This is a genomic window from Paenibacillus sp. JT31N11 (assembly GCF_056269285.1).
In genome coordinates, this window is the sequence record NZ_JBWDNQ010000015.1 from 149,477 (window position 1) to 173,750 (window position 24,274).

16 protein-coding genes are annotated in these 24,274 nt (G+C 52.2%); 12 read left to right on the forward strand and 4 right to left on the reverse strand.

Annotation, left to right across the window (positions count from 1 at the left end):
• Positions 1 to 10 precede the first annotated feature (10 nt).
• The 9 genes from AC0YNV_RS33180 (at position 11) to AC0YNV_RS33220 (ending at position 15,514) form a co-directional block, all read left to right on the forward strand.
• A complete protein-coding gene (locus AC0YNV_RS33180; protein ID WP_475771865.1) occupies positions 11 to 1,600 on the forward strand; it encodes an extracellular solute-binding protein in 1,590 nt (529 codons plus the stop codon).
• A 24-nt stretch (positions 1,601 to 1,624) separates the two neighbouring features.
• A complete protein-coding gene (locus AC0YNV_RS33185; RefSeq protein ID WP_475771866.1) occupies positions 1,625 to 4,909 on the forward strand; it encodes a carbohydrate-binding protein in 3,285 nt (1,094 codons plus the stop codon).
• Positions 4,910 to 4,994: 85 nt separating this feature from the next.
• Positions 4,995 to 6,029 (forward strand): S-layer homology domain-containing protein, encoded by a 1,035-nt coding sequence (locus AC0YNV_RS33190; RefSeq protein WP_379113393.1) that lies wholly within the window; start codon positions 4,995 to 4,997, stop codon positions 6,027 to 6,029.
• A gap of 42 nt (positions 6,030 to 6,071) precedes the next feature.
• A complete protein-coding gene (locus tag AC0YNV_RS33195; RefSeq protein ID WP_475771867.1) occupies positions 6,072 to 6,995 on the forward strand; it encodes a dockerin type I domain-containing protein in 924 nt (307 codons plus the stop codon).
• Positions 6,996 to 7,163: 168 nt separating this feature from the next.
• Positions 7,164 to 8,804, forward strand: a complete 1,641-nt coding sequence (locus AC0YNV_RS33200) for an extracellular solute-binding protein (RefSeq protein ID WP_210044097.1) — start codon at positions 7,164 to 7,166, stop codon at positions 8,802 to 8,804.
• Between the two features lie 138 nt (positions 8,805 to 8,942).
• Positions 8,943 to 11,195 carry a helix-turn-helix domain-containing protein gene (locus AC0YNV_RS33205; protein ID WP_475771868.1) on the forward strand — a complete coding sequence of 751 codons (2,253 nt, stop codon included), beginning with the start codon at positions 8,943 to 8,945 and terminating at the stop codon, positions 11,193 to 11,195.
• The gene (locus AC0YNV_RS33210) at positions 11,185 to 11,970 is read left to right on the forward strand and encodes an AraC family transcriptional regulator (RefSeq protein ID WP_475771869.1); all 786 of its coding nucleotides are present in this window, start codon (positions 11,185 to 11,187) and stop codon (positions 11,968 to 11,970) included. The genes AC0YNV_RS33205 and AC0YNV_RS33210 overlap by 11 nt, the downstream gene beginning before the upstream one ends.
• Positions 11,971 to 12,301: 331 nt before the next feature.
• On the forward strand, positions 12,302 to 13,447 hold the full coding sequence (locus AC0YNV_RS33215; protein ID WP_475771870.1) for a cohesin domain-containing protein: 1,146 nt from the start codon (positions 12,302 to 12,304) through the stop codon (positions 13,445 to 13,447).
• Positions 13,448 to 13,474: 27 nt separating this feature from the next.
• The gene (locus AC0YNV_RS33220; RefSeq protein ID WP_475771871.1) at positions 13,475 to 15,514 is read left to right on the forward strand and encodes a glucuronyl esterase domain-containing protein; all 2,040 of its coding nucleotides are present in this window, start codon (positions 13,475 to 13,477) and stop codon (positions 15,512 to 15,514) included.
• Between the two features lie 395 nt (positions 15,515 to 15,909).
• On the opposite strand, the gene AC0YNV_RS33225 is transcribed toward AC0YNV_RS33220, so the two are convergent.
• Together AC0YNV_RS33225 and AC0YNV_RS33230 are read right to left on the reverse strand one after the other, a co-directional pair.
• The gene (locus tag AC0YNV_RS33225; protein ID WP_475771872.1) at positions 15,910 to 16,353 is read right to left on the reverse strand and encodes an SRPBCC family protein; all 444 of its coding nucleotides are present in this window, start codon (positions 16,351 to 16,353) and stop codon (positions 15,910 to 15,912) included.
• A gap of 2 nt (positions 16,354 to 16,355) precedes the next feature.
• On the reverse strand, positions 16,356 to 16,694 hold the full coding sequence (locus AC0YNV_RS33230; RefSeq protein ID WP_475771873.1) for an ArsR/SmtB family transcription factor: 339 nt from the start codon (positions 16,692 to 16,694) through the stop codon (positions 16,356 to 16,358).
• Between the two features lie 655 nt (positions 16,695 to 17,349).
• Here AC0YNV_RS33230 and AC0YNV_RS33235 point away from each other — a divergent pair.
• On the forward strand, positions 17,350 to 19,485 hold the full coding sequence (locus AC0YNV_RS33235) for a serine hydrolase (protein ID WP_475771874.1): 2,136 nt from the start codon (positions 17,350 to 17,352) through the stop codon (positions 19,483 to 19,485).
• 71 nt (positions 19,486 to 19,556) lie between these two features.
• On the opposite strand, the gene AC0YNV_RS33240 is transcribed toward AC0YNV_RS33235, so the two are convergent.
• Complete coding sequence (locus AC0YNV_RS33240; protein ID WP_210044108.1) at positions 19,557 to 20,717, reverse strand: ROK family protein; 1,161 nt, start codon at positions 20,715 to 20,717, stop codon at positions 19,557 to 19,559.
• 271 nt (positions 20,718 to 20,988) lie between these two features.
• Between AC0YNV_RS33240 and xylA the strand changes: the two genes are divergently transcribed.
• Complete coding sequence (gene xylA / locus AC0YNV_RS33245) at positions 20,989 to 22,302, forward strand: xylose isomerase (protein ID WP_210044109.1); 1,314 nt, start codon at positions 20,989 to 20,991, stop codon at positions 22,300 to 22,302.
• Positions 22,303 to 22,352: 50 nt separating this feature from the next.
• Positions 22,353 to 23,849 (forward strand): xylulokinase, encoded by a 1,497-nt coding sequence (xylB, locus tag AC0YNV_RS33250; RefSeq protein WP_475771875.1) that lies wholly within the window; start codon positions 22,353 to 22,355, stop codon positions 23,847 to 23,849.
• Between the two features lie 115 nt (positions 23,850 to 23,964).
• Here the strand turns inward: xylB and AC0YNV_RS33255 are convergent, their stop codons facing one another.
• Entirely contained in the window at positions 23,965 to 24,270 is a 306-nt protein-coding gene (locus AC0YNV_RS33255; protein ID WP_475771876.1) for a hypothetical protein, read from the reverse strand.
• Between the last annotated feature and the right edge of the window lie 4 nt (positions 24,271 to 24,274).

A 24,274-nucleotide genomic window follows, 5' to 3' on the forward strand; every position in this document is an offset into this window, starting at 1 on the left:
GGTCGTAAAGATGGTTAACAGAAGAAGATGGGCAGCGGGGGCATTATCCGTACTGCTCGCAGTCATGCTTGTCGTGACCGGATGCAGTTCGAATTCAGGGGGCAGCAATAATCCCGCACCGCAGCAGCCGGCAGACACGGCGAACAATGAAACGGCAAACAATGAACCGGCGGCGGCAGAGCCGGAGCCCGCTGATACCGAGCCTTTTGCAATCAAGATGGCGGTGAATTTCGACGGAAAAGACGTTCCGCAGGCCGGAAATGCCGTGCAGCAGGCCATCGAAAGCTATACTCATACCAAATTGGAGATCGATCATTTCCCCGGGAATTCCTACCAGGATAAGCTCTCTGTCATGATCGCATCAGGCGACCTGCCCCAGGTCATTGCAAGCTACGGCGCGCCGAAGCAATCGTACCTGCTCTCCGCGTTTCAAAATGATGTGTTTTGGGATATTTCTCCCTTCATCAAGGATTTTCCTAATCTATCCAGTCTGAATCAGGCCATCTACGATAATGTCGCATTCCAGGGAAAAGTATTCGGGCTTCCGAGGGAACGCCCGCTGGCCCGCGACGCTTTCATCTACAGGGTGGACTGGTTGAAGAATGTCGGCCTGCAGGAGCCGCAAACTGTTGAAGAGTTTCATCAGATGCTGAAGGCGTTCAAGGATCAGGACCCGGACAAAAACGGGAAAAACGACACTTACGGCATGACGATGGGCGCATTGGGCGGCTCGGGACCTGCTCCATCCACATTCGGGGTATTCTTCGGAGCGCCGAACGTATGGGATGTTCAGGAAGGCAAATTTACCCGTGATGTATTTACACCGGAATATTTGGAAGGTCTGAAATTCCAGAAGCAGTTATTCGATGAAGGTCTGATCCATCCCGATTTCGCCATCATGGACCGTCCCAAAGTGGAAGGCGAATTCGAGAACAGCAAGGCCGGCGTCATCGCCAATTCCACTAATGTGGCGCTGTCTTATGAAGCCCGTATTCAACAGCACATTCCCGATGCGACAGTCGACTTCTTCAGCATTCTGAGCACGGACAAAGGCAAACGGATTGCGGCGGCTCTTGGCTCGAACGGCATTCTGATGTTCCCGAAATCTAGCGTGAAGACGGAAGATGATCTGAAGAAAATTCTGAAATTCTTCGACCAGCTGGCTGATCAGGAAATGGCGGATCTGCTGGAATGGGGAATTGAAGGAACGCATTATACCATGAAGGACGGCAAACCGGAAATCATCGACCAGGAGAAGTTTGACAACGAAGTCGGCTTCCCTTACAAATGGCCGCTTCGCGCCGTCTCGCTGGACGCGATCAAAATGCAGGGCAATGTGAATCCGCTGGTTACCAAAGAGCTTCAGGTTACAACGGAGAACCAGAATCATCTGGTGAACAATCCGGCTAATCCGTTTATTTCCCAAACGCAGGTGGAGCGCGGAGCCGAGCTTGAGCTGATCATCACGGATGCAAATACCAAATTCATCATGGGTGTAATGGACGAAGCGAAATGGAAAAGCGAGATGGACCGCTGGCTTTCAAGCGGCGGGGATCAAATAGCGAAGGAATATGAAGAGCAGTGGGCTGCTGCCCAATAGAAGCCAGAGGGAGTGACGTTCTTCATGATAACGAGGAATGCGGTCAAATTCTTAAGTTTATGCCTTTGTCTTTCTTTGGTCGTCAGCGGATGGGTGCTGCCGGAAGCAAAAGCGGCGGCCCCTGTCAGCAAGGTAACCTGGAACACGGAGCTGCAAAAGGTTGACGGCTTTGGCGGCTCCGGGGCCTTCCACAAGGCCGGCTCGATCATGCGGCTTCAGGAGCCTCTGCGGACGCAAATACTGGATATGATTTTCTCCCGCGAAAGCGGCATCGGCATCAGCATCGTCCGCAACATGATGGGGGACGGCGGCACATGGGGCAGCAAAGAGTACGATGGGCCGACAGAAACGATCGAACCGGAGAAGGGCGTATTTGTGTGGGACGATCCCCAGTGGGCAACGAAAAAGGCTGACTTCGACAAATATCAAATCTGGTTCATGAATGAAGCCAAGAAGCGTGGCGTCACGACGTTTATGACCTCTTCCTGGAGCCCGCCGGCCTGGATGAAAACGAACAACAGCGTCCTGGGTACAGGCAACGGCAAATTGAAGAAGGAGAATTATCAGGACTATGCCGATTATTTGGCCGAATATGTTCTGGGCTACAAGAAGCATTTCGATCTGGATATCTCTTATATATCGCTGGCCAACGAGCCGAATATAGGCCCTGCCTATTCCGGCACGGTTTGGACGGCCGATGAGATGAATGTCTTTATCCGCGATAATTTGGGACCGACCTTCGCTGCAAGAAAGGTGCCGGCCAAGATCGTTATGCCCGAGCATGTGAACTTCACCGAAGCTTATGCGCTTCCTGCGCTTAACGATCCCGTGACGGTCAATTATGTGGATGTCGTAGCTACACATGCTTACGGAATCGGCACGAATGTTCCCGAATTTCCGGTGTCCAGGGAGAAAGGCAAGCCGATTTGGCAGACCGAGTATATGAATCAGGGAACGGGTCTGCAAACCTTCGAGAACAACACGATTACCGATGCGCTGCGGTACGCGAACCTGATAGGCAATATGTTCCACAATACCGGCATCAGCGCTTACTTCTGGTGGTGGCCGGCCGCCAACAACGGAGCCGACGGCTCCGATCTGATCCGTCTGAGCAATGACGGCAGCAATCAGGCGCTCGCGCCGACGGAGAACGGCCAGTACCGGGTGTTCAAGCGGTACTATTCTTTCGGCAACTACAGCCGGTTCATCCGTCCGGGTTATGTAATGATTGGCGCCGACAAGAATCCTGTGGACGAGGTTATGGTTACGGCCTATAAGGATCCGCAGACGGGGAATTTCTCTATCGTTGCGGTCAATAACGATTCCAGGCCGCAAACCATTACCTTTGATCTGCAGGACTTCCCGGGGGGAGTGGACGCAGTCGTTCCGTACCGCACCTCTCCCAATGAGAATTTGAAGAAGCTGGGCGATATCGCGGTTTCCGGCCAATCGTTCACGATGGAGCTCAAGGGCTCCAGTGTGACGACCTTTATACCAAAGAAATACGAGCTTCCTGCACTTCCCGAACAGAAGGATGTCTTCTCGACTTATGAGGCAGAGGAAAATGACGGCCAGTCTCCGGGCGTGAAGGCGACAGGCGGCAGCGGCGGCGGTCAGGCAGTGACCGGTCTCAGCAATGGCGATTACATCAAATACGCGAATGTCAATTTTGCGGACGGCTCCGCAAACGGCGAAGCGAACAAGCGGTATGTGCTGAGCATGAATGCCCGTGTAGCCGCCCAGGGCGGGGGAAAAATCGAGATCAGGCTCGATGATCCGGCTTCCGGCAAGGTGGTCGGTACCATGAATGTTCCTCCGCTGAACGATCCCGGCCGATGGCTGACGGTCTCTACGATGATCGATACCAATTCGGCCGATGGCGCCTACGGCTTCCACGATATGTATGTGGTGTTCACCGGCGGGCGGGACGGCAAGATGTTCAACGTCGATTCCTTTGCCTTCAACGACGGCAATCTGGCACCGGCGATCGGGGACAATCTGCTGGCCAATCCGGGCTTCGAAAGCGGTTCCTCAGCCTCTCCCTGGATCAGAAGCCATGGCGGCGGCAGCGATGGGACGGTCAATACGGTAACGACTTCCGTTTACAGCGGCTCGCGCGCAGGCCGGCTGCTGAACCGGCAGTCCGCAGACCCGACAGTGGGCATCGGACAGTCTATTCTGAACAAGCTTTATGATCAATCGAAATATGAGGTTGCGGGATATTTCTATCCGTACAACAGCGGCTTCGAGCATGATACGGCGAGCATCTATCTGCGTGTGACCAGCGCCAGCAAAGGAATCTATACCGTTCCAGTCGCGCAGCAGGAATTGACAGCTTCAGCCTGGACGGCAGTCAAGGGACAGTTCACCTTCGAGGATCCCGGTGATGTGAGTGCGCTTCAGCTGGTGTATACGACAACGAACTTCACAACTAATTTCTACCTGGACGATACCGGGCTGAAGGAGCTTGCAAGTCAGGCGAACGCGGTTACGCTCAATGGTGCCGATGCGGTTTCGGCTGGCGAATCCTTCGATTTGACTTATGCTCTGGATGGTTCCCAGGGGGAAATAGCAGCTCAGGATATTACCCTGTCCTACGATCCACAGAAGCTGGAGCTTGCTGATAATCCTGTAACGTCGGCAAATGATGAATTTATTGTGGCGGATTACAAGCAGATTCCGGGCCAAATCCGCATCCTCGCCATCCATCTGGGCGGGCTGCAGGCTAATCCTGACGGCGATCTCCTGAAGCTCCACTTCAAATCGCGGCCGGACGCGCAGGCGGGAACCACCGATGTCACCATCTCCAACCTGGTCGTTGCGAGCAGCGCGGGTGTCGAGAAGCAGTTTGAAGGCACGTCGCACAGCGTGCAGATCAATGTTATCGACAAGCAGGCTCTGACCGTGCAGATCGAAGCGGCGCAGGAAGCGTACGATGCGGCAGTGGAAGGCAGCCAAGTCGGACAATATCCGGCCGGCTCCAGAGCAGTACTGCTTGCTGCGATCAACAGCGCACAGGCCGTACACGACAGCCAGTCCTCCACGCAGGCGCAAATCGAGCAAGCTGCAGCGGAGCTTCATACGGCGCTGCAGACCTTCCTTGCCTCTGTAATCGTGTCGGTGGGCGGCGATTACAACCATGACAACAAAGTAAGCGTCGGCGACCTGGCGCTTATGGTCAAAGCGTACGGATCAGTCTCTACCGATCCGGATTGGAATGATCTGAAGCAGTTCGACCTGAACAACGACAATGTTATCGATATTCAGGATCTTGTAACCGTTGCAAGACTTATTATCAACTGGCAATAGATACTGGAATGAACCGATTGCTCCGGGAGGAAGACATGGGATTCACGTCTTCCTCCCCCCTATTGATGGGAAGGGATGGATATGCATGTTGAGACGCAAATTTACCGCACTGGGCTTATGCTTGCTGCTTGGCCTTTCATTATTCCCTTATGCTGCAATGGGAGCGGACACGCCGCATTTTTCATTATCGGCAAACAATGAGGCTCCCGCTGTAGGTCAGGACATCCGCGTGACGGTCCAAGGGGAACAGCTGACTGATTTATATGGCTATGAATTGCGTATGAGCTATGATGCGGAGCATCTGCGCTTCAAGAGCGCTTCATCACACTGGACTGGACTTACCGTACCCGCGATGGACAAGGACGGGGAGATCGTCTTTGCGCATACGAAGCTTGGCAAGACTGCGGGGGAGAATGGCAAGGCTGCGATTGCGACCTTGTCCTTTGAGAGCATTGCCGCAGGTGAGACGGCTGTTGTGCTGACGAGGGTCAAGCTCGTCGACAGCCAGGTTGAGGCGGTGACGCTGACGCCGGATGTTGAGCTGAAGCTTGATATCGCTTCGGCGGAGAATGCCGTCACATACAGCGATCTGGATGGCCACTGGGCGAAGGCGGCGGTCGAGCGGGCGGCAGCACTCGGTATTGTGAAGGGCTATGAGGACGGCACCTTCCGTCCGAATGGCAAGGTTACCCGCGCCGAATTTGCCGCGATGCTGGTGCGCGCGGTTCAGTTGCCCGCGTCGGGAGACGGCGTGACGCTGAACTTCTCCGATCTGGACCGGATTCCCGAGTGGGCGAGGCCGTTTGTGTCGGAGGCGGCAGGGTCGGGCATCATTGTCGGGTATGCGGACCACACCTTCCGTTCCGCCAATTCCATTACCCGTGCTGAAATGGCGGTCATGATCGCCCGGGCTGCAGGGCTGAATATGGAAGCGGAAGGGAAATCCAAATTTGCCGATGCCGGCACCATTCCATCCTGGGCACATCCTGCCATCGCGGCAGCGGCGGAAGCCGGACTTGTAAACGGGAAGGGAAACAACCGTTTTGATCCTGCTGGTACGGCAACCCGTGCGGAAGCCGTGACTTTGATTATGGCTTTGCTGGACTACAGGGCAGATTAAGGCGTGAAGCTGCACCTGCAGGAAAGGAGAATGGAAAAGCCTATGAGATTGGGAGCGGGCGTGAGAAGATTGCTGGCGGCACTACTGCTGGGTATGACAGCAGGCCTCGGAGGATTGCCGGCTGCGCAGGCTGATAATGCGGAGAGTCCTTCTTTCGGGAGCATCCAGCTGCTTCCTGCCGTCGAGGGGGATTTGAACCAGGACGGCAACCGATCGGTCGGAGACTTGGCTATTGCAGCTTCGTCTATCGGCAGAACATCCGCCGATCCCGACTGGGGCAGCTATGCCGGTGCGGATGTGAGCGGGGACGGGCAGGTGGATATAGCCGACGTGTCCGAGATTGCCCGCTGGATACTGTCGGGCGTGGCGGAGGAGACAGCAGCCATCGTATTAACCGGACCGGGTACCGCAAGAGCGGGTGATAGCTTTGACTTGATATACGGATTAAGCGGGCGGAAGAGCGCTATAACCGCTGAGGATCTGACCTTGACGTATAATCCGGATCAACTGGAACTGATCGGCACAGAGGCTTTGGATGCGGAACGCTACGCGATCCTGGATCATGTCCAGTCACCGGGCGGAATTCGGTTCATAGCGGTCCGATTCGGAGAGCTGCAGTCCAGTCCAAGCGGCGACTTCGTCAAATTGCAGTTTAAAGTGAAGCCGGAAGCGGCATCGGGAGCATCTGCGATTACCGTTACCAGATTGATTGTCAGTGACGGTCAAGGCATAGAAACTTCAGTGGGCAGCGCAGCCCATCATTTGACGATAAGCACCTCGCTGCCGGGTGATTACAACCACGACGGGAAAATGGGCGTAGGCGATCTGGCGGTTACCGCAAGATTCTATGGCCGGACTTCGGAGCAGCCGGATTGGATGGAAGCCAAGGATTATGACCTGAACGGAGATGGCATAGTCAATATACAAGACTTGGCGGAAATAGCAGCAGCGATTTTTGCAGGATAAGGAATAAGAAACTGCCACAAAGCATGCATGATATGGTGGAAGGAAGATTCTTTTTGGAATAATGTTAAGGCTCGGAAACAAGTATATGGACGTTTCCAGCCCACGCCTGCTACAATGATATTACTTCCAAAAGCTGGTGAAATAAGAGAAGGCGAGGCTGACAGATCCATGGTTATATGGAAGCGATTCCGGGTACTTACTGCCGCTAGTTCCTTAATGATTTTCTCCATGCTGCTGACGTTGACTTCCTGCAACCCGGCAGCAGAATCTTCCGCCCCGCCCCTTGCAGCAGAAAAGCCTCAAATTACCGTCGGCATTTATGATCGTGGAAGCGTTCCCACCGCGGAAGGCACGGTAGACAATAACCGCTGGACCCGGTGGATTAACGAGCATAGTCCTGTGAATGTCAAATTTGTTCCGATCTCGCGCGGCGATTCCGTGCAGAAGTACAAGATGCTGCTGGCATCGGGAAAAGCGCCGGATTTGATCCTGGACTACGAATGGTCCTTTCTTAATGAGTTGATTGCCAACCAGCAGGTGCTTCCCATCGATGATCTGGTAGACCGCTACAGCAAGGATTACAAGCAGCTGCTGGATGCGTATCCTTCGGTGCGCAAGCTGGCCACGGAAGAGGACGGCAATATGTATCTGATCGCCCAGATAACAGGGATCAAGACCAATCATTCCCTGCTGATCCGCAGCGATTGGCTCGATGCGCTCCATCTGGAGCAGCCGCGTACGGCAGAAGAATTATATGAAGTATCGAAAGCGTTTACATATCAGGATCCTGACGGAAACGGCATCAAGGATACGCTGGGAATTAACTTTGCAGGATTGGGCTCGCTGCTGAACGGTCAAACGGCAGGCGGCATACGGCCTATCGATATGATGTTCCAGAACGTCGGTTATATCCTTGAAGACGGGAAGGTTATCCGGGCCTGGGACCGCGTGAAGGCTGCCCTGGACTATGAGAAACAATTGTTCGAGGACGGACTTATCGACCATAATTTCCTGGCGGACAGCAGCGGGGAGAAGGCCAAGCTTGATTTTGTGAACGGCAAGCTCGGCATATTCTGGGTAAGCAGCGGCATTGAGGATGCCTATCCCATTATCCAATCGCTCATTGATAAAGTCCCGTCCGCCAAAGTGAAGGCAATGCCGCTCCCGGAGGGGCCATTCGGTCAATTCAATCCGTTCGCCAAAGCCCCGGTTCAGCTCGTCGGAGCGATCAACAAGCAGGCGGAAAGCCCCAGGGATGTAATGAAATTCATCGACTTTATCGTGTCGGAAGAAGCCTTGACGGCGCTCCGGTTCGGGATAGAAGGCGAGCATTATTTCATCAATAAGGAAGGCTGTTATCAATATACCAGCCGGGAGAAGTATAATCGCGAGATGGCCTGGACCCTGGATCTGTACATGCCGGCTTCACGCATTATATTGGGCAAATGCAACTCGCTGGCGGCCTCGCTTAATCCGGAGGATCCGATCGACAAGGATTACATCATGATTGAGAAGCAGGGGGAGAAATTCTCTCTGAATCCCGCCCTGCAATTCGCTTATCCCATCGGGAATTGGCCGACACTGCCCCAGACGCTGCAATTATCCATCAATGACGGCACCAAGGCGCTTACCGACATCTATAATAAAGCGATTGTGAACCCGTCGTATTCGGTTGAGCAGGCCGTTGCGGACGCACGGAATGCCTGGGAGCAGTCCGGAGGGCTTGCGGTGGATGAATATTACGGAAAATGGTTCACGGAGAAAAAGGATAGAGTGCTGTTCACCAAAGACTATTATTCTATCCGGTAGGGTGCCGGTTAACCTTGCAAAATAGCGGTCTTAAGTCAAGCTTGCTGCGCTGCTGCAAACGCTTGTTGTTGTGTCAATTGGGATACAAATTGTATCAGTTGGTGAATACAATGCTCATTTAAGAATTGAGGCGCCCCCGTGAACCGGAAATGGTTATATCGACAGCTCATTCCCTATGTCTCCTTTTTCGTGATGGTGCTTATCACTTTGGCCTGCATTACCTTTATCTCCCTGAACGACATGTCCAAGAAAGCCTCGCAGCAGGTCAATGCTTTAGCGACCGAACGTCTGCTGAGGCTGGTCGATTACTCGCTGCAGGAGATTGATAAGCTGGTAATAAAGGAATTGTCCGATAATTCCAGGCTGATTCGCTTCTTCTACGACAGCAAAGGCCTCGTCCTGGAGGAAGGCGCAGCCTCGGAGACGATCAGAGGCTGGAAGGTCATTAATCCGCTGATCGACTCGGTCTATCTGTACCGGAGAAGCGACAATACGGTTCTGACTAATCTGATGCGGATTCCCCTGTCCGCATTCCCGGATGCCGCCTTTCTGATTCCGCAGCTGAAGGAGCAGCCCTCCAAGCCGTGGAGCGATCCAAGAAGCTATCAGGAGCCGATATTTCAAGGCAGGACGGAACAGGTCGTCTCCCTGGTGAAGGATATTCCGTTCGCGAACGGAGAGCTCGGAGCCCTGGTGGTTAATGTCAAAACCTCCTCCATTAAGGCGCTGCTGAATCCGGATTCCCAAATAAACGACGGCTATATTGAGCTGTTTAACCGGTCCGGCCATTCCTTCAGCGGCTCCGGCTCGGAGGAGGACGGGAAAATTCTGGCGGAGCTGCGCTCCGAATATACAGGATGGACGCTTCGCAGCGGTCTTAGCCGTTTTGCCGTGAAGCAGTTTCCCGAAGCCTCCATTATCATTCCTGCCGCTGCGGCATTATTTTTCACGATTATCGGCATTTTGTGGTTTATATTTATCGCCAGAATCAACTACAAGCCGATCGGTACGATTATGGACCGGCTGCAGTCATTTACACAGCGGAAGGACAATATCATCGATTTTGAAGGCAATCATGAATTGATCATTATCGATTCCGCCATCGACCGTCTAATCCGCCAATCCATCGATTACGAGAAAACGCATGAGGAGGATCTGGTCTATAAGAAAAAGGTATTTTATCATGATGTGCTCATGGGCAACCGTGTCGTCGGGTCGGAGGAATGGCGGCGCGAGATGGCCGGCTTGCAGCTTCCTTACGATTCGCAGCAGTTCCGCGTCATTGTGGCCGAGATCGACAAGTATCCGCAATTTTGCGTGGAATACAACCAGCGGGATCAGAATCTGATCAAATTCGCGATGGTCAACGTTGCGAAGGAAGTGGCCCTGTCCGTGAAATGCACCATTTGGCTGGAATGGCTGGAGAGCAACAAACTGGTTATGCTGCTTCTCGGCGACCCTCATAATGAAGTTCAAAAAAAGCCGGGTGTCACGGATCTGCTCGAACCCTTCCGCAGATGGGTCCAGGAGCATTTGAAATATACGGTAACGATTGGAGTAGGCAGTATCGTCGATTCGCCGGACAATATCTCGCTTTCGTTCGAGCAGGCGTCGGATACATTGAAGCAAAAGATTTTTTCGGGAACGAACAAGGTCATTTTTACGGAAAATACCATTGAGGATACGTACTACCTGTCGATTCATGAATTTTTGCCGGAAATCCGCCGAATACCGGTAATGTACCGGATGGGAGAGCCCAATTGGCAGGAAGCGTTCAATGAGCTGTTCGATTCGTTCCGCTCCGGAAGCATGAACCGGGATGACGCCGTTGCGCTGATCAACGTGCTTCTCAATACATTCCACAGAGAGATCAAAGAGCTTCCGGTGGATTATCAGAAAGTGTGGGAAAGTCTGGCGCTGCCGATGCTCAGCCAGACCTTCTCCACATTTGAAAGCCTGGAGGAGGTGCAGCAATCGTTTCTTGGTCCCTTGCTGACCTTCGAAGCACAGATGAAGCATTTGCGGGACAGCAAGCAGTATGCCTCCACAGTTGAGGAGGTACGACGCTATATTGATGAGCATTATACGAATCCCGATCTCTCTCTGATTCATCTTGCCGATGTATTCAAAATCAATCCGAAATATATAAGCTACCTGTTCAAGGAACAATTAGGCATCAATTTCATCGATTATCTGTCTGTCGTCAGAATGGAGAATGCCAAGCAGATTCTATTGTCCACCGATCATTCGATTCCCGACATTGCCGTCCAGGTCGGTTATATTCATGCCGTTTCCTTCCACAGAGCCTTCAAGAAAATTGTTGGTGTGACGCCTGGGATTTACAGGAAGAAGAAAGAGCTCAATACGGGGGAGCGTTCATATGGGCATTAAACGATTTCAAAACCATATTCCCAGAGTCGTTTATTTTGTGGATCGGCGCTGCTTCCCCGAGTGGGAGATAGAGAAGCAAACGATCCACTTTCATGATCTTACTTTCGTCGTCGAAGGCCAGGCGGTTTATAATGTGGACGGTCGGCAGCATGCGGTAGAAGCCGGTGACGTCATCTATATTCCGGCGGGCTGCGTCCGGGAGGCCAAGACGGTCAAGGAATCCCCGATGCACTCGTTCGCCTTCAATTTTGTATGGATGGACGCCTATCACAACAATCCTCTGCCATTTGAGAGGGTGAACAAGAATTTCAATACCAATGAGATATTCATTCATATCAGAGAGTTCAACGATGTCTGGATGAACAAGCAGCCGGGATATGTGATGCGGGCACGGGGGCTATTTCAGTTGATCCTTCATCGTCTGCTGTCGATTTATTACGATCAATCCCTCGACACTCCCTATGATCCCAGAGTGAACAAAGTCAAGGCGTATATTATGGAGCACTTCGCGGAAGAGGTGGATATCGCGGAGATCGCCGCCATGCTTCAACTGCATCCTTTTTATTTAGGCAAGCTTTTTAAGAAAAATACGAATTATTCAGTCAAGGAATATATCAACAAAATACGCGTCAATCATGCGGAGATGATGCTGCATACAGGGGGATTTACCGTGAGCGAGGTAGCGGACCGGTGCGGGTTTAACGATATTTCGTATTTTAGCAAAGTATTCAAAGCGAGCAAAGGTTATTCTCCTTCTATGGCTGCAAAACTATAGTTAGTTTGAGCATTTCAAAAAAATTTACGATTTTTATATGGGATATATTATTATAAATATTTGATAATTACCAATTATTTTTGGTTTATCCATGGATTACAGATTATCGAATTCATATAATACAACGTAAGAGGAGGCTGCAGTGAAGGGAGGAAAAGGTAGAGCATAATGCAGCCGCTATTTTCAACCTTATGAGGGAAGAAACTAACTTTGCCGCCAAAGGACGGCGAAGCCGTTTCTTCTTATCTGGGCAATCTTCTTCGGGGATAAAATAATCGAAAAGAGGTGCCTTAGCGTCCAGGCAGCTTAATTCAAAGGAGAGATTAGGATTATGGGGAAAAGACTTTTATCCTGCATGCTGGCGATTGCTATGGTTTTCATAATGGCTAATACGCACGCCATGGCCGCAGACAAAGCCAGCGTCTTCGTCATGTTCTGGAATAATGACGATGCCAAAACCGTAAGCATGTTTGAAACAAAGCACGAAGGCGACACAGTGGAAGATATAGCCCCGGCAGGCTTGATACGCGAAGGCTATACGTTTGACGGTTGGTACCTGGATAATGAGACCTTCGTTAACAAATGGGATTTGAAAACGCCAGTTACCGGAACTAATCTGTTTCTATTTGCAAAATGGATAAAATCGGGCAGCAGCGGCGGGAGCGTTCTGACCGGACCCGGAAGTGTTTCAGCCGGAGAAGCATTTGACATTACTTACAGTTTGAAGGATTACAGCGGCGAGGGGCTTGCGCAGGATATCACCGTTTCCTTCGATGCCGGCAAGCTGGAGTTTGTCGGTTCGTCATCGCTGGATGAGGACTTTATCATCGTTGATCATAAAGAATCGGCACCGGGGGTTATTCGCTTCCTTAGCATTTTCCTCGGCGATTTACAGACCGGTCCGGACGGCAGCCTGATGAAGCTGAGCTTCAAGGCGAAAGCGGACGCTGCAAGCGGGCAAGCGGATGTCAAAATCACGAATGCGGTGGTCGCTGACGGTGCAGGAGCAGAACATGAAGTCTCGGGAGCTTCGCATTCAATCGAGATTATCGGCGTCGAGAAGCTGACATTGGCCGAGTTGATTGAACAAGCGGGGACCTTGCATGACAACGCAGTCGAAGGAAAACAGGTCGGTCAATATCCGGCAGGCTCGAAAGCGGTGCTGAATGCGGCGATCGTGGCGGCACAGCAGGTGCTGAACAATCCGTCCTCCACATTGACGGATATCGAACAGGCTGCAACTCAATTGAGGCAAGCGGTAAAGGTATTCAGCGATTCAGTCATTGTATACATTCCTGGAGATTACAACGACGATGATCAATTGAGTGTGGGCGATTTGGCAGTTATGGCAAAATCGTACGGCAAAACATCAGCTGATCCGGACTGGGATCTGGTGAAGAGCGGCGACATGAACGGCGACAACAAGATCGATATCGAGGATCTGGTGCTGGTAGCCCGAATGATCATTGAATGGTAGACCAATAGATAACAAGGAGGATGCACAATGTCCAGAACGAAGAAATTATTATTCCTGCTGCTTTGTCTATTAATGATTTCAGAGACGGTTTCTACGGCAAACGCCGCCACAACGCCAACGGCCTTCCCGACCTTCCCGAATGTCGGAAGCCTTCAGCCTATTTATGAATTGCCTAATCTGTTTAAGTTTAATGACGGATCTATGGTTGAAACCGCTGCGGATTGGACGTCGCGCCGTGCGGAAATTGCCAATATGCTTCAATACTATGAATACGGCTACACTCAAAGACCGGATACGCTAGTGGCAACACGTACCGGCAATACGCTGAATGTGACCATGACCAAAGAATATCCAAATCCTGACGACCAGGCAGCACCGATTGTTAAAACAACGACCTTTAGTGTTGCTTTCACGCTTCCAACCAAGGAGAATCTTGATGCCATTGGCCAAAGCTTCCCGGTTCCGGCGTTTATCGGCGGCGGTCCGACAGGCTATCAGGCAAAGGGATATGCCTCTATCCCATGGCCAGGCAACACCAATGTTGGCAATAACGCCAATTACACCGGGACGTATTACGACTTGTTCCCTTACGACCCTGACAGTGTCGAGTTCAACACGGGCAAGTTGATTGCCAGCGCATGGGCCGCATCACGGGTTATAGATGCTCTGGAATGGCGTGATCCGGTTACCGGCAAGGGTCTTTTCCCTGAAATTGACGAAACCCAAATGATTTCTGCCGGATTTTCGCAAAATGGCAAGAGAGCGCTGTTGGCGGGCGCCTTTGATGAGCGCATGGGTATGGCGTATGTGCAGCATTCCGGCCAGTGGGGCGCGTCCAGTCTGCGTTTTACCCATGACTCCAAAAAATATCCCGCAGGCAACAACAACACCTATACGAACTATACAGCAGACGAAATGGATCCGAGCAGCTTGTACAGCGCCCGCACAGGCCTGCGCAAAGAACAGATGAGTCAGAATCAGGGCAGCTACGTTGCATGGTTTTCGTCTCGTGTGCAGCAGTTCACCAACGCCAACAAGTATGATTATCCGCTGGATCACCATGCTTTGATTGCGCTGATGGCGCCGCGCCCTGTGATGATAACAGAAGGTATGGACGATTTCTGGAACGGTCCTGAAAGTGTGGCTATCTCCACAGCCGGCGCAAAACCCGTATTTGAATTGCTGGGTGCGTCCCAGAACCTTGGGCTTGTCATCTCCCCCAAGACAAGACACGCGCAAACCAATCTTGAAACAGCCTCGGCTTTTGCCATGGCGGACATGAACTTCCGGGGGATTGCACCAACATTCACGGATTACCGCGGGAATGACATTGCAACCCAATCCGTTGTCCCAAGAGACTTCACGTTCCACCCGTTTGAAATCGACCCGACGGCAATACCATGGTCGGTACCGGGGCAGTATGGCGTTGCTACCGTTAATAAACGAGATTTTGTAGAGGGCCTTCCTGTAACGATACCGGTTGTGTCCGATGCTTCTGCGGTTACGATCAAGGACCCTGACGGAAAAGTACTAAGCACTCAGAATGTTGTAAACGGAAAAGCGTCATTTGAGCTTGCGCCCAATCAAACCAAGGCCGGATATTATACCATTACCGCTTCCGGCGCAGAGAAGCGCAGCCGCGACATCAAAATTGAATGTATGACATTGGAATACATGTTCCGTCCGGAAATTCTGCTTGAATCCGAAGAGAACACATGGCATTGGGCTTTTCCCGAAAAAATCAACCCAGACACCATCCGCGTTTCCTTCGACAGCCGCAGCTATGAGGAGCTAAAAAAGGATATTCATAACGCTTCCGCAAATGTAAACGCACCAAGCACGGAGTACTCTCTTGAAATCCAAAACTATGGCGTCATGATACGCCGGTTTGGCAGGGATTACAAAGCCGGTCAAGCCCGCTACTTCGACGAGGCGCAGGGCAAAATGGTCACAGCTAAATTCGATCCTGTCAAAGTTATTCATATTGATGGCATTGAATTCCCGGATGTGCTTCCTGGCTATACCTTCTCGTTGACCATGGATATTCCGGACGATTTGAATAATTGATGAACGAGCCTGTCTAAAATCAAACCCAAAAGCTGCGGACAAAAATGAGCCGCAGCTTTTGGGTTTCTTCATGTGCCGCATGCTGTACGTCGGCAGCCCAAACCATGACGCTCAGGCTATATGAAAGGGGATGGCTTCGTAGGGGAACTGGTCGTTTCTATTTTCCGCGCGTGGTGTCGAGTTTTTCATTCGTTTATTTTGCCCTTGATCCAGTGGCGACCCTGATGCCAAAGCCGACGAGGACCGTGTGGGAGGACGATGCATCCTCGTCGTGGCTGCCGGTGGGACTTGGCCCATGCCGCCGTAGGCATCTTGCGAGCAGCCGTCTCGCGGAGAGGATCTGTTCGAAGATGAGAGAGACCCATGAAGGCTCCTTTTCTGTTCTTGCTCGCCGTCTACTGCTTCTTGTCGTGCAGGTGCGTTGTCAAATCGTCCAGCGCATTGGACCAGCCGTCGTAAAAGTACTTATCGCCGGGTTGACCGACCAATCCGCGCAGGTGGAAGATCATCTCGGTGCGGTCGCCCTGTGCGGTGAGGGTTAGGGTCACGACAGGGGAATTCTCGATGGGATCATCGGGGGAACCCCAGGTGAAGACGAGCCGTTCGAAAGGTACGACATCGAGGAACACACCTCCGGTGTGATACTCCTCGCCGGTCTCGGCGTTGACCATTGTGTAGCGGTAGCGTCCGCCTTCGCGGACGTCGAAGGAGATGGACTCCAGAGGTGTCGAAGGCAACCAGGCGGCGAGTTCCTTCTTTTCGGTCCAGGCGCGCCACACGAGCTCGCGGCGGACATTCAGGGTGCGGGTGATGGTGAACTCCGGTGCGGATGTAGACATGTTCATTGTTCCTCCTTTTTGATCATGGTCTTGAGGTGTTCTTCCAGTGCGTCGATGCGCTGGTTCCACTCACGGCGGTGTTTCTCGACCCAGGCCGATGCCTCATCGAGTGGCTCGGTGCGTATCGACAGGGTCCGCCACTGTGCGTTCGCTGTGCGTTCGATCAGCCCTGCTCGCTCCAGCACATTGAGGTGCTGGGAGATCGCGGGTGCGCTAATCTCGAAGGGCTCGGCGATCTCCCCGACTGTCGCTGGCCTCTGTGACAGCCTGGTCAGGATGTTTCGGCGTGTCGGATCGGCAAGCGCAGCGAAGACGAGGCTGAGTGAGTCCTTCGCAGCCAATTAATAACCTCCTTAATTAAGTATATTATTAAATATAGGCCACAATGTGTAATCATGTCAAGCTGCCTGGAAAGGGCAGCGACGCAAAGGCCGAAGGATCGCTGGTGCGCACCCCGGCGCGGGTGACAGACGCCGGAGCGAGTTGCAAGCAGTTACTGTGTCTAGAGCCGATGGTGACTGTTCGCTGCCGACTTCCGTTTGTTTTGTTGGTATGTTTGTGTCACAACATTCTTCATCAACGGAATTGAATTTGAATCGTACGTAAGCTTATAAGAAAATGTTTGTGTCATTAGACATCTAGTTATCTATAATTTAAAGGAGATGTGACAGGTACCAGTCTATTAAATATGGAATCTTATGGAACGATTGTGCCTCGGCTGCCGTAATATAATTACCCGCAAACAGGCAATTGTCCCGCTTAAATCTCCCATTGACAAAAATTACCCCTTTGATTACTATATCCTTAATAGATATATCCATAATGGATGTATCGATAAGTGTATTAAATCGATAGGGTTATCATGCGTGGATGATCCAATGACCTGATGGAGGTGATATCTTGCCATAGCAAGAGAATTGTGGAATGCGGAAACGGTCATCTATATGAGACAACAATCCATGGAAAAATAAACGGTTAAGAGGAGTGAGCGGATAATTGAAACGGTTATTTTGGAAGTCGATGTCCTATGCAGGAGTTAAATCGTTAGTTATTGCGGCCTTGTCCATATCGCTCATAACACCAACAGCGCTTGCAGCAGAGGTTAGCAGCAGCAGCGATTTACAGCAGCCGAAGGACCTGACGGCAAGCAGCGCGGAAGTATTTCTGGATGAATTCTTTTCGTCGGATGCTGTGAAACCCAATTATGTCGGAGCTTCCGTCGTCATCGTCAAAGACGGCCAGATCATCGCCGAAAAAGGCTATGGTTATGCAGATGCATCGAAGCAGAAAGCGGTAGACCCTGCCCAGACCGTGTTCCGCATCGCTTCCGTATCCAAAACCTTTACTGCTGCGGCCATTATGCAGCTTGTGGAGCAGGGGAAAATCGACTTGAAAGAAGATTTCCGCAGCTATGTCAACAATCTTGATTTCGACAATCCGTTTGATAAGCCTGTCACGGTCGAGCAGCTGCTCACCCACACAACCGGATTTGAAATTCGTGACCCGCAGGCAGAGGATATCCATCAGGATTTCGACAGGTTCGTGGAGATCGAAGACTATGTCCGCGGGCATATGCCGCCGGTAGTCCGCGAGCCCGGGACTTCATACATGTATGATAATTTCGCCTATCTGCTGCTGGGTCTTATTGTCCAGGAGGTCAGTGGAGAGCCTTACCAGACTTATATGGACGATCATATATTCGGTCCGCTCGATATGGAGAACAGCGGTTTTCTGCTTGAAGGAAAGCTGAAAGAGAATCTGGCGATTGGTTATGATGCAGCCGGTAAACCGCTTGAGCTGTATACGGTTACACCAACCGTTATGCCGCATGGGGGGATGCTGTCGACAGCAGAGGATGTCGGTAAATTTATGACGGCATTCCTGAATGGGGGAACAAGCGGTTCAGGCCGTATTTTGTCAGAGGAATCCGTAGCGTCGATGGAACAATACCGTTCCTTTATTCATCCTCTGCTGCCCGATACCACCTATGGTTTTGAGGCGCCTTTCCAGCTTCCCGGAGCCGGCAGCAGCCCGCAAATCATCACCAAAGCCGGTGATTTAAACGGCTTCAGCTCTTATCTATTCCTGATTCCCGAACAGAATACCGGTGTTTTTCTTACTTACAACAAAGCGGGAGCGCTGCGGAATCTGTTCTATCCCCAGTTCATATCAACGTTCTTCCCGCAGTATGCCCAACCGGCTGAACTGGACGAATATACACCGCAGTCCCCGCAAGAGCTGGATAAGTTCAAAGGGCTTTATGCCGATCTCCGGCTGAATGTTTTTGTTTCATCGCTTGGTGCGGATGAGCAGGGGGCGCTGTCGATTTCGGATTCGTTTCTCGGTCCCCGCAGCCTGCGGCAAGTAGACGATAATTTGTTTGTCGATAATATAACGAATCAGTTTACCGCGTTCAAGCTGGATAAAAACGGACAAGTCGCTTATATGAAGGAGCCCTATATTAATCCGCTGGGGTACAGCGGCAAGGGCGGGGAGGCAGTCGGGTTCAGCGATGTGAAGGATAGCCACCCATATGCAAAATATATATTCGCGCTGCAGTCCCTGGGCTATTATCCTAATGATGCCGAAGAAGCATTCCATCCGGAGGAAAACGTAACAAGAGCGGAGTTTGTACAGAGAATATTGGAAGCAAGCCTTATCAAGGGCAGTAAAACAACCGAGCTTGCCTTCAAGGATATTGAAGGTCATCCGGCTGCGCCTTTCATTCAGATGGCCTATGAAATTGGTATGGTCACGGGAAACAGCGCCGGCCAGTTCGAGCCGGATCGGGCTATTACTCGCGAGGAGTATGCAGTCACGCTGTGGAGGCTCCTCAAAGCCCAGTACCCGCCGGAGATTTTTGAAGATGTGAAGCTGTCGGGGAAAACGAAGGAATGGGCGGTTCAAGCCGTGCAAATGACGGTTGCACTGGGCTTGCATGGTCCTGAGGTTCAGATTGAGCCCGGCGGCGCTGCCGACTTCCAATCGATGAAGCCGGTGACACGTCAAGAGGAAGCGGCTGTCTTGTTCGCCATCCTTACCCAGCCAACCGATCAAATCGTGGCCGCGAAGAAGTCGGCTGCGGAGCAGCAGGCCAAACCCGACGCAGAAGCGGCTGCAAAGGCATCATAAGATTCAGCGCGTTTCACCGATACTCCCGCTATTTTAGAGGAGGGTAAGCCCATTTCAGGAATGAAACGGGCTTACCCTCCGTCTTTTATTTTCACGAAAAACCGGCTGATTGCATAATACGCGGCTCCTCTTACCGCAGACTGTTCACTCAGCTCCGCAAACAGGATCTGCAGCTTCTCCCGGTGATAAGAGAGCGTACGTCTGCTTACGGCATCGCGCACAGCGTCGCCGATCCACTCGCGGGCCCGGCTCATCCGGTTGCCGATAATGACGACCTCGGGATTAAACACGTTGACAATATTGGCAATGCCAATCCCCAAGCATTCGCCGATCCTCCGCAGAAGCTCGATTACCTTTTCATCCCCTCTGCCGGCAGCTGCCAAAAGAGCCTCCAGATCGCCATAGCCCAAGGGCTCGGCCTGCTCAAGCAGTGCATTCTCGGAAGCGTACAGCTCCCAGCAGCCTTTATTGCCGCAGCGGCAGGGCTTGCCATTCATCTCGATCGACAAATGTCCGAGCTCGCCGGAGAAGCCCGAAGCGCCCTTGTATAATTCTTTCCCGAGAATAATCCCGGTTCCGATCCCGATTCCCACACTGACATAGATTTGATCGGCAATTCCGCGCCCGGCGCCGTACTTCTGCTCGCCCTGGGCTCCGGCATTCGCTTCATTGTCGATGGTAACCGGCACGCCGAAGCGCTCTCTCATGATGGCTTCCATCGGCACATGCGACCAGGCCAGATTCGGCGCAAACAGGATGTCGCCCTGATCATTGACAATTCCCGGGACGCCAATGCCGATCCCCACAAGACCGTAAGGACTCTCGGGCATGGCTGCGATCAAGGATTCGATGCAGTCATTCAGCTTCGGCAGCACGTCTTCAATCTCATGGGCCTTGAGCGTCAGCTCGCGCCCGGATATGACCGCTCCCTCCAGATCCGTAAGAACACCGCGGATGTAATTTACCCCCAGATCAATGCCAATGGCGTAACCTGCGCTGCCCCTGAATACCAGCATAACCGGCTTGCGTCCACCGCTTGACTCGCCCGGACCGGTCTCAATAACCAGATGAGCATCAATCAGATCCTGGACGAGGCTGGATACGGTTGCTTTGTTAAGTCCGGTTTGCTCGGATATTTGGGCCCTGGATAGAGGAGCGTTCTTCAAAACGGCATCCAGCACAATCGCTGTATTGATTTTTTTGACAAGGGCCAAATCTCCGGTCGTTTTCATCGCTCAGGTTTCCTTTCTTCCAACTTCCTGGTCCACTATCATGGATATGGGAACGATTTTACCATGATCAGGACGAAGGTTGCATCTTTTGTTTGTTTGCTCAGGATAATAAGAGCGGGAGGAAGCATTCAGAAGCAGAAGGGCAAATTTATTTTTTGAAAATTTGACTTAGTTTAATGGACAAACCAAGTTCGGGAATGCTAATATAACAATAAGAACGTTTTCAAGAACCAAACAGCTCGTCATAAACCATTTTAGGAGGCCCAAATTTATGAGTTATTTTAAATCAGTCGGCAAGATTGCGTTTGAAGGCAAAGGTTCGGACAATCCCCTTGCATTCAAGCATTACAACCCTCAGGAAATCGTACTTGGCAAACCGATGGAAGAGCATCTTCGTTTTGCTGTAGCGTACTGGCATACATTTACCGCGTCCGGAGCAGATCCGTTTGGTGTAGGCACGGCGGTTCGCGGCTGGGATTCCGCCAACGCCATGGATCAGGCAAAAGCCCGCGTAGACGCCAATTTCGAATTCCTGGAGAAAATCGGCATTCCTTATTACTGCTTCCATGACCGCGATATCGCGCCTGAAGGCGAAACGCTGCAGGAAACCAACAAAAACCTCGATACCATTGTAGATCTGCTGGAGTCGAACATGAAGTCAACCGGAACAAAGCTGCTGTGGAATACAGCTAATATGTTCACGCATCCGCGTTTCGTTCATGGCGCAGGCACAACCTCCAATGCGGATGTTTATGCCTATGCCGGAGCGCAGCTGAAGAAAAGCCTTGAAGTGGGCAAGCGTCTGGGCGCTTCCAACTATGTATTCTGGGGCGGCCGCGAAGGCTACGACACGCTGCTTAACACGGATATGGCGCTGGAGCTCGACAACTTGGCGCGTCTGTTCCATATGGCAATCGCCTATGCGAATGAAATCGGTTTTGATGCCCAATTCCTGATCGAGCCGAAGCCGAAAGAGCCGACGAAGCATCAGTATGATTTTGACGCTGCGACGACGATTGCCTTCCTGCAAAAATATGATTTGAAAAATAAATTCAAACTGAACCTTGAAGCGAATCACGCGACGCTTGCCGGCCATACGTTCGAGCACGAAATCCGCGTAGCCGCCATTAACGGCATGCTGGGATCGCTTGACGCCAACCAGGGCGATTTGCTGATTGGCTGGGATACCGACGAGTTCCCGACAGATCTGTATGCGACAACGCTGACTTTGTACGAAGTGCTCAAAGCCGGGGGACTTGGCGATGGCGGAATCAACTTCGACGCCAAAGTGCGCCGCGGATCGTTCGAGGACGAGGATCTGTTCCTGGCTCACATCGCCGGTATGGACAGCTATGCATGGGGACTGAAAGCGGCCGCCAAGCTGATTGAAAACAAAGTGCTCGACAATGTGCTCGACAACCGCTACAGCAGCTTCCGCGAAGGCATCGGCGCAGACATCGTTGCCGGCAAAGCCACGCTGCACACGCTGGAGCAGTATGCCCTGCAGAACAACCCGATCGTCAACATCTCGGGCCGCCAGGAACGGATTAAACTTCTGTTGAACGAAGCTATTTTCAACGTATAAGTTCGAGTATAAATTTTAATATCTATTTAATAGGGAGGCTCTGAGCTTATATGCCTTATGTTATCGGGATCGATCTTGGCACAAGCGCGGTGAAGGCGCTGCTGCTTGACAACAGCGGTGCGGTTGCCGGCGAAGCTACCCGGGAATATCCGCTGTTCCATGAGCATTCCGGCTGGAGCGAGCAGCGTCCGGAAGATTGGGTGGAAGGAACGCTCGGCGCAATAGCCGAGCTGCTCCGCTCATCCGCAGTTGCGCCGGAAGCGGTAGAAGGCATCAGCTTCTCCGGTCAAATGCATGGACTTGTACTGCTGGATGGGGAAGGCAATCCTGTGCGCAACGCCATTCTCTGGAATGATACGCGCACAACGGCAGAGTGCCGCGAAATTGAACAGACGCTGGGAGCAGGTCTGCTCAACATTACGCGCAACCCTGCGCTGGAAGGCTTTACGCTGCCGAAGATTTTGTGGGTGCGCAAGCATGAGCCGGAGCTGTTCGCGCAGGCGGAGCTGTTCCTGCTGCCCAAGGATTACGTCCGTTACCGGCTGACAGGCACGCTGAATATGGATTACTCCGATGCGGCGGGAACGCTGCTGCTGGACGTTGCGGGCAAAAAATGGAGCCGCGATGTGCTGGCATCCTTCGGCCTTGGCGAATCCTTCTGCCCGCCGCTGGTTGAATCGCATGCATGGGTTGGAACGCTGCTGCCTGAGGCGGCTGAGCGCTCAGGTCTGCCCGCTGCGACTCAAGTATTCGCTGGCGGTGCGGACAATGCATGCGGCGCGATTGGAGCAGGCATCCTGCAGGAGGGACTTACGATGTGCAGCATCGGGACCTCAGGGGTTATTCTCTCCTACGAGGGCGGCAGCGGCAATGATTATGCCGGCAAGGTGCATTTCTTCAACCACGGCAAGGAGGATGCCTTCTATGCCATGGGCGTGACGCTTGCGGCCGGATACTCCTTGAGCTGGTTCAAGAATACGTTCGCCAAGGGCGAGTCCTTCGATGAACTGCTCTTCGGCATTGACGGGATTGCTCCGGGTGCGAATGGCCTATTGTTTACACCTTATCTGGTGGGAGAACGTACGCCTCATGCTGATTCGGTCATCCGCGGAAGCTTCATCGGCATAGACGGCTCGCATGAACGGAAGCATTTTGCCAGGGCGGTTATGGAGGGCATTACCTTCTCGCTCAACGAGTCTGTCGACCTGTTCCGTCAGGCCGGCAAGACGGTCGATACCATCGTATCCATCGGCGGGGGCGCGCAGAATCCGGTCTGGCTGCAGATGCAGGCCGATATTTTCAATGCCGACGTCGTTGCGCTTGAGAATGAGCAGGGACCGGGCCTTGGAGCAGCTATGCTGGCCGCCTATGGCTGCGGCTGGTTCGAAAGTCTGGATGCATGCGCTGAACGTTTCGTGAAGCGGGCATCTGTCTATAAGCCGCAGCAGGCGGCAGTAGACGCATACGCAGGCCTGTTCCGTATTTATCAGGAGGTATATGGTCAGACACGGGGTTTGAACGAGGCATTGAAGTCTTTCCGGAACTAGTTAACCGTATTACCGTTTAGCGCACTGGCTTATTGAGCCGCTTTCTTCGGGGTGCCCGAAGGGAGCGGCTATTTTTCGTGCCTTTATATTAGAAGACAGCGGATGAGATACGGAGTTATCCGCCCATTTTGAACCGGGTCAAATGATCTTGAAGATTCTCTTTCATCAATATTTCCTGCTGCTTCTCCCCCATGAGATCGAAATGGGGAAAAGGGGGACGGTCATGAATATATTTGGGATTCAATCCATGCTTCACACACCATATCCTGAGCTGCTTCAGGTTGGCATTGCCGACTTTGGTGACGGAGGTGATATCGGGAAAACGCGGATCGTACCAGTAGTGGGTCAAATAGGCGGTTTCTCCGCTTAAGACGGTTTTCTTCCAGAGGTTCAGTTCTGCTCTCGTTATGCCGAAGGCCAATGCT